The following is a 10,620-nucleotide window of genomic DNA, read 5'->3' on the forward strand; positions in this document are numbered from 1 at the left end:
ACATGAGCAAGCGCAAGCTGATCCCGCTGCTGGTCTACATCCTGTTCCTGCTGGTGCCGATCTACTGGCTGCTGAACATGTCCTTCAAGAGCAACACCGAAATCCTCGGCGGCCTGACCCTGTTTCCGCAGGACTTCACCTTCGCCAACTACAAGGTGATCTTCACCGACCCGAGCTGGTACACCGGCTACCTCAACTCGCTGTACTACGTCAGCCTCAACACCGTGATTTCCCTGAGCGTGGCGCTGCCGGCGGCCTACGCGTTCTCGCGCTACCGCTTCCTCGGCGACAAGCACTTGTTCTTCTGGTTGCTGACCAACCGCATGGCGCCGCCGGCGGTGTTTTTGCTGCCGTTCTTCCAGCTGTATTCGTCCATTGGCTTGTTCGATACGCATATCGCGGTGGCCTTGGCCCATTGCCTGTTCAACGTGCCGCTGGCGGTGTGGATTCTCGAAGGTTTCATGTCGGGCGTGCCCAAGGAAATCGACGAAACGGCCTACATCGACGGGTACAGCTTCCCCAAGTTTTTCGTGAAGATCTTCATCCCGCTGATTGGCTCGGGGATCGGCGTCACGGCGTTTTTCTGCTTCATGTTTTCCTGGGTCGAGCTCCTGCTGGCACGCACGCTGACGTCGGTGAACGCCAAACCCATCGCCGCAGTGATGACCCGTACGGTTTCAGCCTCCGGCATCGACTGGGGCGTGCTGGCGGCGGCGGGGGTGTTGACCATTTTGCCGGGCATGCTGGTGATCTGGTTCGTTCGCAACCATGTGGCCAAGGGCTTTGCCCTGGGCCGGGTCTGAGGAGTCGATGATGGAATGGATGGCCTGGACCACCCCGACCGCACTGTTCTTTGCCGCGATCGGCCTGCTGCTGGTGGGCATGACGACCTGGGAATTGCGCTCGCCGAGTATCCCCCGGCGCGGCTTTTTACCGATCAGCACCACCCGTGGTGATCGTTTGTTTATCGGTCTTCTCGGCAGCGCCTACCTGCATTTGTTGGTGATCGGCGTAACCGGCTGGAGCATCTGGGTGGCGTCCGCGCTGTCTCTGGTGTGGCTGTTGTCTGTGATGCGTTGGGGCTAGCTGCCCCTTTTGAACCCCAAAACCAGGAGGTCTCTATGTTCGATAAAAACAATAAGCTGCGACATAGCATTTCATTGGCGGCCGTGCTGGCGCTCAGCGGGCTCAGTGCTGCGGCCTGGGCGGATGCTTATGAAGACGCTGCGAAAAAATGGATCGGCAGTGAGTTCAAACCGTCGACCCTCACCGAAGCCCAGCAGCTTGAAGAGCTGAAGTGGTTTATCAAGGCCGCGGAGCCGTTTCGCGGGATGAAGATCAACGTGGTGTCGGAAACCCTCACCACCCACGAGTATGAATCCAAGGTGCTGGCCAAGGCCTTCAGCGAAATCACCGGGATCAAGCTGACTCACGACTTGCTGCAGGAAGGCGACGTGGTGGAAAAGCTGCAAACCCAGATGCAGTCCGACAAGAATATCTATGACGGCTGGGTCAACGATTCCGACTTGATCGGTACGCACTTTCGCTATGGCAAGACAGAATCCATCACCGACCTGATGGCCAACGAAGGCAAGAACTTCACTTCACCCACCCTGGACATCAAGGACTTCATCGGCATTTCGTTCACCACTGCGCCCGACGGCAAGATCTACCAATTGCCCGACCAGCAGTTCGCCAACCTGTACTGGTTCCGCGCCGACTGGTTCGAACGGGCAGACCTGAAAGCCAAGTTCAAGGAGAAGTACGGCTATGAACTCGGCGTGCCGGTGAACTGGTCGGCCTACGAAGACATCGCCAAATTCTTCAGCGAAGACGTCAAGGAAATCGACGGCAAGCGCGTCTACGGGCACATGGACTACGGCAAGAAAGACCCGTCCCTGGGCTGGCGCTTCACCGATGCCTGGTTCTCCATGGCCGGTGGCGGCGACAAGGGCCTGCCCAACGGTTTGCCGGTGGACGAATGGGGCATTCGCGTGGAGGACTGCCACCCGGTGGGCTCCAGCGTCACCCGTGGTGGCGACACCAACGGCCCGGCGGCGGTGTATGCCACGCAGAAATACGTGGACTGGATGAAAGCCTATGCACCACCGGAAGCGGCGGGCATGACCTTCTCCGAATCCGGTCCGGTGCCGTCCCAGGGCAACATCGCCCAGCAGATCTTCTGGTACACCGCGTTTACCGCCGACATGACCAAGCCGGGCCTGCCGGTGGTCAACGCCGACGGCACGCCGAAATGGCGCATGGCGCCATCGCCCGTCGGGCCTTACTGGGAAAAGGGCATGAAGAAGGGCTATCAGGACGTAGGTTCCTGGACCTTCCTCAAGTCGACGCCCGAGAAGCAGAAGCTGGCGGCCTGGCTGTACGCGCAGTTCGTGACCTCGAAAACCGTGTCGCTGAAGAAAACCATCGTTGGCCTGACACCGATTCGTGAGTCTGACATCAACTCCCAGGCCATGACCGACCTGGCGCCGAAACTCGGTGGGTTGGTGGAGTTCTACCGCAGCCCGGCCCGGGTGGAGTGGACCCCGACCGGCACCAACGTGCCGGACTATCCACGGTTGGCGCAATTGTGGTGGAGCCATATTTCGGAGGCGGCCAGCGGAGAGAAGACGCCGCAGCAGGCGCTGGACGGGTTGGCCAAGGATCAGGACGCGATCATGACGCGCCTGGAACGCTCCAAGGTGCAGCCGATTTGCGGGCCGAAAATGAACGAGGAGCGGGACGCGCAATACTGGTTTGACCAGCCGGGTGCGCCGAAACCGAAGCTGGCGAATGAGAAGCCACAGGGTGAGACGGTCAGTTATAACGAGTTGCTGAAGTCGTGGGAGGCGGCGCGCAAGTAACCCAAACGCCGCAGATCAAAAATGTGGGAGCGGGCTTGCTCGCGAAGGCGGTAGATCAGTCAGCAGATATGTGACTGACAGACCGCTTTCGCGAGCAAGCCCGCTCCCACATTGGGTTTGCGGTGTTTCTGCAAGGGGGGCTATTTGGGATACAGCGGCGGCAAGCTGGTGCTATCCCCTGCAGGGTCCTGCTCGCGCTCCGCCATCGGAATCGCCTTCACCGCCCGCCACAATTCCTCTCCCTGCCAATACTGCCCACTCTCGCTGTACAGCGCGCCGTTCAACCCATCCAGCGCATCCGACAACGGCACAAACCGCGCCGCCATATCCGCCAGGGTCTCCGGCTGTTGTCGCGCCCAGGCATCCAGCGCCTGACGCGTAGCCTGCGGGTCATTCGCCTGGCTCGCCCGCTTGAGGTCGTCCAGCAAGGTACGCGGGCTCGGGCCGGTTTGCGCGGCACGCAAAATCGCCGGCTGCCAGCGTGCACGCCACCACAAACCGAAGCCCAGCAGGGTGGTGCAGGCCAGGATCAGGCTGGTCAGTTGCCAGATCCACAGGCTGTCGTTGTCCGGCGCGGTGATCACGGTCGGGCTGGCCGGCGTGTCCACGATCAGGCTCGGGTTGGTCGCCACTTGCAGGGTGCGCGCCGGCAGGCTGGTGCGTTCCAGATGGTCTTCGTGGGTGTTCCACCACACCACTTCCACCGCCGGCAGTTCAAGCGCGCCAACGCGGTTGGGCACCAGCGCTTCGCGGTCTTCACGGCTGCCGATCAGGCCACGGTCGTTGTTCTGGTTGCTCAGCACCGGCTGGTCCGGGTAGCGGCGCAGGCCGGGGATGTCGCTCAGTGCCAGCGGTGGCAGTTGCGCGCCGGCCAGGCCTTCGGCTTTCAAGGTCAGGCTGCGCGTCAGGGAGTCGCCCACCTGTACGTGATCGGGCTCGGGGTTCCAGCTTTCCGTGAGGGTCAGGCTGCGGGCCGGCAGCCAGGGAGCGTCGGCCGGGTACATTGCCGGCTTGGCCTTGACCGTCAACGACAGCTCCGGCGAACTGACGTGAATCAGCTTACCGGGCTTGGAACCCTGGGGGTTGTTGTCCTGGGCGGGCCGTGGCTCTACCAGGGTGGCGCTGAACGTCTGCGTCGGAATGGTCAGTGTGCCGCTGTGCTGCGGGTAGATGGCATAGCGGGTTTCGATCACACCGTGGCGGATGCCGTTGATGACTTTCTCGTAGGTGCGCGACTCGCCCAACTGCTCGATGCGCGTATCGGCGACCTGCAACGGCGTGAGGCTGCTGTCGTCATACAGCGATACCGAGTGGTAGACGCGCACGGTCAGCAACGCCTGGGCCTGGACGTAGACGCTGTCCTGGTCGAGGTTGGTTTCGATGAACACCGGGGCCAGTTGAGCCTCGGTGTTCTGGCTGACGGTTTCCACCACCTGCAGGGTGATCGGCTGGGTCTTGAGTTCGCCGATCTGCAACGGCGGAATCACCACGGTGCCGTTCTCCTTGGGCAGCAAGGTGATGATCCAGCGGGTTGTGGCATGGTTATCGCCACCCAGGGTGGTGAGCTGGTTGATCTGGCGCGTGCCGCTCACTTCAAACAGCGGGTCCAGCGGCGCCAGGTCCGGTTTGCCGAACAGCGTGACGTCGTTGGATTCCACCGTCAGTTCCACCGTCTCCCCGGAATTGATGCGGCTGCGGTCGACACTGGCCACCAGGCCGGCGGCCTGGGCCTGGCTGGCCCACAACGCGAGGGTGAGAAGAAAGGCGGTGCAGCGGTTCATCGAGTCTTGTCCTGATGTTGTTGCTGTTCGTACCAGAATTTGCGTCGCAGCAGCTCGCCGGGGTTGTCCGGGATCTGCCGCAGCCATTGTTCCAGGGCCTGGCGCTGCTCGCCTTCAAGCGTGCCGTCGACCGGGCGCAGGGGCGGGGTGGTGGTTTGTTCATCACCCAACTCGCTGCCGGGTACCTCGTTGCTGCCGGCGTGGGGCGTGGCCCCGGTTTGCGTGTCGGTCGCGCCGGGCTGGCCCTGGCCTTGGGACGTCTGCTCGCCACCGGTGGCGGTCTGGCTGCTGGCGCCCGGTTGCGCAGTCTGGCCGGGTTGGGTGGTTTCGTCATCCTCGTTTTTTGCAGGCTTGGCCGGCTCGGTTTTTTCCGGTTCCTGTTGCATCAGGCTTTCCACCAGCGCCTTGTTCTTCAGCGCCGGCTGCAAGTCTGGCTGGGCTTCGAGGGCTTGTTCGTAGGCATCGATCGCCGCTTCCAGCTCGCCGCTTTTGGCCAGGGCATTGCCTCGATTGTAGTGGGAGTAGGCGTCGCTGCCTTCGGCAAACCGCTTGGCGGCTTCGGCATAGTTGCCCGCTTCATACAGTGCGACGCCTTGCCATTGCGGGTCTTCGAAATGTTCGGCTGCTTCGGCTGGGCGTTTTTTCTTCAGCAGCAGTTGGCCCTGTTGGTCGGGGCGCAGCCACAGGTCCTGGAAGTCGAAGGCATAGCTGGGCTGCGGCGCGCCCAACAGCAGCAACGGCAGGAAGAACAGCCAGCCACGGCGCCCGGCGCAGGCGGCCAGCAGCAATAGCGGTAAGAGCAGCCAGTAACCCTGGTCGGCCCAGGTGTCGAGGTGCAGCAGTTGGCCGTCATTGCGCAGGCTTTGCGGGCCGTCCAGCATCCCGAGGTGGCGCAGGTCCTTGTCGTCCAGGCGTGCCTGGCGGTAGAGGCCGCCCATTTCGCTGGCGAAGGCCTTGAGGGTCGGGCTGTCCAGGCGCGGCACGAGGATCGCGCCCTGGGCGTCCTTGAGGAACTCGCCGCTTTCCTGGGTCACCGGCGTGCCTTCGCGGCTGCCAATGCCGAGGATCGACAAGCTCGGCGCCTGGTTGCCTTGCAACTGCAGGCGGATGCCCTGGCGCTCCTGCTTGGACAGGGACGATCCGATCAGCAGCAGTCGGCCCTGGCCGAGGCCGCCATGCTTGAGCAGGCTCAGGGCTTTTTCCACCGCCAGGTCTGCGCGGTGGCCGGGCTCGGGCATGATCGAGGGGCGCAGGGCTTCGAGCAGGTTATGGCTGGTGGCCAGGTCGTCGGACAGCGGCACCAGCGTGTGCGCGCTGCCGGCGTAGACCACGATGGCAGTCTGCGCATCGCTGCGGGCCTGAAGCAGGTCGAACAGCTTGCGCCGTGCCTGTTCGAGGCGGCTGGGCGGGCTGTCGGTGGCGAGCATTTCCGGGGTCAGTTCCAGCAGCACCACCAGCGGGTCGGCGGGCTTCTGGCTGGACTGTTCGACGCGTTCCCAGCTCGGCCCCAGCAACGCCAGCACGGCCAGCAGCCAGGCGATGCCGAGCACCACCCATGGCGACTTGCTTTCGCGGCCACTGCCGCCGCTGAGCAGCGCGGCATGGAACGCCGGCGGCAGAATCATCTGCCAGCGCCCGGCGCGTTTCTGGCGGTGCCACAACTGCCACAGCAACCAGCCGAGCAGCGGCAGCAGCAACAGCCACCAGGGACGGAACCAGTGCGGCCACAGGGCGATCATCGACGCCTCCGCAAACGCAAGCGTTTGAGGCGTTCACGCCATTCAGGATTGGGTTGCAGGAAACGGCCCTTGCTTGAGAGTTTGCTGAACAGGCGTTGCAGGGCGTTATCCGGCCAGCGTTCCTGGATCACCAGCAGCATGCTGAGGATCAGCGCCAACGCCAGCGGCGCGCTGTACAGCGCCTGGGCGGGGCGGGCCTGGGTGGGTTGCTGGGCCACGGGTTCGAGCTGGTCGAGGGTTTCCTTGATCTTCAGCAGTTCGTTGCCGTCGCGGGCGCGGAAGTAGCGGCCGCCGGTGGCCTCGGCGATGGCCTTGAGGGCCGGTTCGTCGAGGTCGAGGCTCGGGTTGACGCCGAGGATGCCCAGGGAGCCGGTTTGCTCGGGGTCTGCGCCGATGCCGATCGGGTAGATTTTCACCCCTTCTTCGGCGGCCAGGCGGGCGGCGGTCAGCGGGTCGATTTCGCCGGCATTGTTGGCGCCGTCGGTGACCAGGATCAGCACCCGGCTTTGCGCCGGACGCTGGCGCAGGCGCTTGAGGGCCAGGCCGATGGCGTCGCCAATCGCGGTGTTTTTACCGGCGATGCCAATCCGTGCCTCATCCAGCCAGGTGCGCACGGTGCGCCGGTCAAAGGTCAGCGGCGCTTGCAGATAGGCCTGGCTGCCGAACAGGATCAATCCCACGCGATCACCTTCGCGGCCCTCCAGGAAATCTCCCAGCAGGTGCTTGACCAGGCTCAGGCGGCTGACGTCTTCGTCTTGCCATTGCATGTCGGGGAAGTCCATCGAGCCGGAAACGTCCACCGCCACCAGCAAGTCGCGGCCGCTGGCTGCAATCGGCAAGGGTTCGCCCAACCATTCCGGGCGGGCGGCGGCGGTCAACAGCAGCAGCCACAGGAACACAAACGGTGCTTGCTGGCGCCATCCCGGCAGGTTGACCCGCGCGCGGCGGCGGGCCAGGCCTTCGAGGTCGCTGAGGAAGCTGACTTTCAGCGCCGGTTCGCCGCTGTCGGCCACCGGCAGGATGAGGCGCAGCAACCAGGGCAATGGCAACAGGGCAAAGATCCACGGCCAGGCGAACTCAAACATGTTTGCGAATCCAGGTGTCGACGGCCTGGGTCAGCCCGGCGATGGCCTTGTCGTCGAGTTTGCATTCGGGCTTGTAGGCGCCTTCCACCAGCACCATCCAGCGGGTCAGGCCGGCGGCGGGGCAACGGTTGTCGAGGAACGCCAGCCACTTGCGGCCGTTGAGGGTGTGGCTCTGGCTGTAGGGGTAGTCGTTGCGGCACAGGCGCTTGAGCAGGCCGTTGAGTTGTTGCAGCCAGGCACCGGCCGGTGCGCCGTCGTAGGGTTTGGGCATCAGCGCCAGTTCGGCGAGGGCGGCGATGCGCAGCGGGTCCAGGGGTTGTTCGGCACGGGCCAATGGGCGCTTGGCTGGCAGGAAACGGCGCAGCCACCACAGGCCCCAGCCCGCCAACGGGATGATCAGCAGCAACAGCCACCAACCCGGCGCCGGCGGCCAGAAGCCGATCACTGGCGGGGCAATCAGGGGTTGCAGTTGGTCGAGGCTGCTCATTGCTTTTTAACCGGGCGTTGCGGGTTCAGGTATTCGCGCAGTTGCTCGACCATTTCACCCTGGGTACTCAAGGGCATCAACAGCACCCGCAGCTTTTGCGCGAGCAGTTCCCAGCGTGCGCTGCGGGCTTCGGCCTGGGCCTTGTAGGCCTGGCGCAGATCAAAATTCAGGGTGTCCAGCTCCAGCTGTGCGCCGCGCTCGGCGAAGCGCAGCAGGCCGGCGGCGGGCAGGGCGTGGTCCAGCGGGTCGGAAACCGGCAACAGCAGCAGGTCGCAATGCCGTGACAGCAGGCTCAACTGTTGCTCGGCGCCTTCGGTCAGGGCGCGCTCGTCACAGATCACAATCACCAGGCTGCCCGGGCGCAATACTTCCCGGGCTCGGCGCAAGGCCATGCCGAGGGCGTCGGCTTCGGGGCGGCGTTCGGTGTTGAGGCTCTGGTTGACCCGTACCAACCGGTTGAGCAATTGCAGCAGGCTTTGCTTGCTGCGCCGGGGTTTGATTTCGTAGTGCTCGCTGTCACCGAACACCAGCCCGCCGACCCGGTCGTTATGGCCCAGCGCCGCCCAGCCGATCAGGCTCGCCGCCTGAGCCGCCAGCACCGACTTGAACATCTGCCCCGAGCCGAAAAACAGCCGGCAGCTTTGCTCCACCATGATGAAGATCGGCCGTTCGCGCTCTTCATGAAACAGCTTGGTGTGTGGCTCCTGGGTGCGTGCAGTGACGCGCCAGTCGATGGTGCGCACATCGTCGCCGGCCTGATACACCCGCACCTGGTCGAAGTCGACCCCGCGCCCGCGCAGTTTCGAGTGGTGCAGGCCGATCAGCGGGCTGCGCTGGCTCGGCGTGGAAAACAGCTGCACTTCCCGCACGCGATGACGCATCTCGATCAATTCGCTCAGGGTGACACGGGTTCCATCGCCAGCGTTCATAGGCGTCAAGCGACGGCAACGACGTCGAGAATGCGTTGCACCACGCGGTCCTGGTCGATACCGGCCGCTTCAGCTTCGAACGACAGGATGATGCGATGACGCAGCACGTCGAACAGCACCGCCTGGATGTCTTCCGGGCTGACGAAATCGCGGCCGGCCAGCCAGGCGTGGGCCCGGGCGCAGCGGTCCAGGGCAATCGAGCCACGAGGGCTGGCGCCATAGGCAATCCATTCGGCCATTTCCGGATCGAACTTGGCCGGGGTGCGAGTGGCCATGACCAGTTGCACCAGGTATTCCTCCACCGCATCGGCCATGTACAGGCCGAGGATTTCCTTGCGCGCGGCGAAGATCGCCTGCTGGCTGACGCGCCGCTCGGGCTTGGTTTCACCGTTGAGGGCTTCGCCACGGGCCTGCTGCAGGATGCGGCGCTCGACGGCGGCATCGGGGAAGCCGATTTTCACGTGCATCAGGAAACGGTCGAGCTGGGCTTCGGGCAGCGGGTAGGTGCCTTCCTGCTCGATCGGGTTTTGCGTGGCCATCACCAGGAACAATGGCGACAACTCGTAAGTGCTGCGCCCCACGCTGACCTGGCGCTCGGCCATGGCTTCGAGCAATGCCGACTGCACCTTGGCCGGGGCACGGTTGATTTCGTCCGCCAGCACCAGGTTGTGGAAGATCGGGCCTTGCTGGAACACGAAACTGCCGGTTTCCGGGCGATAGATCTCGGTGCCGGTGATGTCGGCGGGCAGCAGGTCGGGGGTGAACTGGATGCGATGGAACTGTGCCTCGATCCCTTCGGCAAGCTCCTTGATGGCCTTGGTCTTGGCCAGCCCGGGAGCGCCTTCAACCAGCATATGGCCATCGGCGAGCAGGGCAATGAGCAAGCGCTCGATGAGTTTTTCCTGGCCGAGAATCTGCGTTGAAAGAAAGGTTCGCAGCGCAAGCAGCGCTTCACGATGTTCCATCGATGACGGTTCCTGGAGAGGTGAGACTGGGCATTGCGAAAAATGCCAGGCCTGGGGGCGTTACTTTAATGCATCGGAGGGGGTGGAGACTAACGGCGCGGGGGGTATTTTTCGGGAAATGTGGGAAATGTCTGAGGTTTCTTCCGATAGGCGCCTGCCTTTGTGGCGAGGGAGCTTGCTCCCGCTGGGTTGCGCAGCAGCCCCAGCAAGGCTGCCGAGTTTTTCCAGGCAGAACGCAGTTGGCTGGATTGGGGCCGCTTCGCAGCCCAGCGGGAGCAAGCTCCCTCGCCACATTGTGCGGATTTGGCAACTAGGCCCGGATATAGGTCCCGGTGCCCTTGAGAATGTTCTGCAGGGTTTCCTCCACTTCGGCCAGATCCGACTCGGCGGTGCCGTGGGTGATTGCCAATTGATCGTGGCCGCCCAATGCATCGGCATCCGCCGCGCCAATCTCCACCAACAGTGTCGTGGCACTCAGGGTGATCTTCAGCCCGTCCAGGGTCGACGGCTCGTAATCCCAGGTGACTTCCACCTCGTCCTCGTCCGGATAACGGGTCACCATGAACATCTCGCCCTTGTCGCCGTGGCAGCAGAGCATGGCCATGTTGTCTTCTTCGTCATCGCACGGGTTGACGATCAGGTGGGCGGTGGTGAGTTGCAATGGCATGGTTAATCCTGTCTGGGGGAGGGCGAAGCAGGGCAATTGTGCCATTGCGGCGAATTTTGTGCTGCATCGTGTGTCAGACCTTGTGGCATGACCTGGCGGGCAA

The 10,620-nt window shown here is 63.5% G+C and carries 10 protein-coding genes; 3 read left to right on the top strand and 7 right to left on the bottom strand.

Going from position 1 to position 10,620, the window contains the following annotated elements; all coding sequences use genetic code 11:
• The first annotated feature begins 2 nt into the window (after positions 1-2).
• Genes HX814_RS01595 through HX814_RS01605 form a run of 3 tightly spaced genes read left to right on the top strand, consistent with a single transcriptional unit; the run spans position 3 to position 2,864 of the window.
• Positions 3-803 carry a carbohydrate ABC transporter permease gene (locus tag HX814_RS01595; RefSeq protein ID WP_003218530.1) on the top strand — a complete coding sequence of 267 codons (801 nt, stop codon included), beginning with the start codon at positions 3-5 and terminating at the stop codon, positions 801-803.
• Between the two features lie 10 nt (positions 804-813).
• Positions 814-1,086 carry a DUF2160 domain-containing protein gene (locus tag HX814_RS01600; RefSeq protein WP_003218532.1) on the top strand — a complete coding sequence of 91 codons (273 nt, stop codon included), beginning with the start codon at positions 814-816 and terminating at the stop codon, positions 1,084-1,086.
• A gap of 35 nt (positions 1,087-1,121) precedes the next feature.
• Positions 1,122-2,864 carry an ABC transporter substrate-binding protein gene (locus tag HX814_RS01605; RefSeq protein WP_003218534.1) on the top strand — a complete coding sequence of 581 codons (1,743 nt, stop codon included), beginning with the start codon at positions 1,122-1,124 and terminating at the stop codon, positions 2,862-2,864.
• A 140-nt stretch (positions 2,865-3,004) separates the two neighbouring features.
• Here the strand turns inward: HX814_RS01605 and HX814_RS01610 are convergent, their stop codons facing one another.
• The 7 genes from HX814_RS01610 to HX814_RS01640 form a co-directional block, all read right to left on the bottom strand.
• Positions 3,005-4,645 carry a BatD family protein gene (locus tag HX814_RS01610; RefSeq protein ID WP_177008210.1) on the bottom strand — a complete coding sequence of 547 codons (1,641 nt, stop codon included), beginning with the start codon at positions 4,643-4,645 and terminating at the stop codon, positions 3,005-3,007.
• Positions 4,642-6,384 (bottom strand): tetratricopeptide repeat protein, encoded by a 1,743-nt coding sequence (locus HX814_RS01615; RefSeq protein ID WP_177008209.1) that lies wholly within the window; start codon positions 6,382-6,384, stop codon positions 4,642-4,644. The genes HX814_RS01610 and HX814_RS01615 overlap by 4 nt, the downstream gene beginning before the upstream one ends.
• On the bottom strand, positions 6,381-7,469 hold the full coding sequence (locus tag HX814_RS01620; RefSeq protein ID WP_008433043.1) for a VWA domain-containing protein: 1,089 nt from the start codon (positions 7,467-7,469) through the stop codon (positions 6,381-6,383). Before HX814_RS01620 ends, HX814_RS01615 begins: the two co-directional genes overlap by 4 nt.
• On the bottom strand, positions 7,462-7,956 hold the full coding sequence (locus HX814_RS01625; RefSeq protein ID WP_003218539.1) for a DUF4381 domain-containing protein: 495 nt from the start codon (positions 7,954-7,956) through the stop codon (positions 7,462-7,464). The genes HX814_RS01620 and HX814_RS01625 overlap by 8 nt, the downstream gene beginning before the upstream one ends.
• The gene (locus tag HX814_RS01630) at positions 7,953-8,885 is read right to left on the bottom strand and encodes a DUF58 domain-containing protein (protein WP_003218540.1); all 933 of its coding nucleotides are present in this window, start codon (positions 8,883-8,885) and stop codon (positions 7,953-7,955) included. The genes HX814_RS01625 and HX814_RS01630 overlap by 4 nt, the downstream gene beginning before the upstream one ends.
• Positions 8,886-8,890: 5 nt before the next feature.
• The gene (locus HX814_RS01635; protein ID WP_003218556.1) at positions 8,891-9,850 is read right to left on the bottom strand and encodes a MoxR family ATPase; all 960 of its coding nucleotides are present in this window, start codon (positions 9,848-9,850) and stop codon (positions 8,891-8,893) included.
• A 310-nt stretch (positions 9,851-10,160) separates the two neighbouring features.
• Entirely contained in the window at positions 10,161-10,517 is a 357-nt protein-coding gene (locus tag HX814_RS01640; protein WP_003212949.1) for a hypothetical protein, read from the bottom strand.
• Between the last annotated feature and the right edge of the window lie 103 nt (positions 10,518-10,620).

Source organism: Pseudomonas sp. C8002, assembly GCF_013385765.1.
GTDB lineage: Bacteria > Pseudomonadota > Gammaproteobacteria > Pseudomonadales > Pseudomonadaceae > Aquipseudomonas.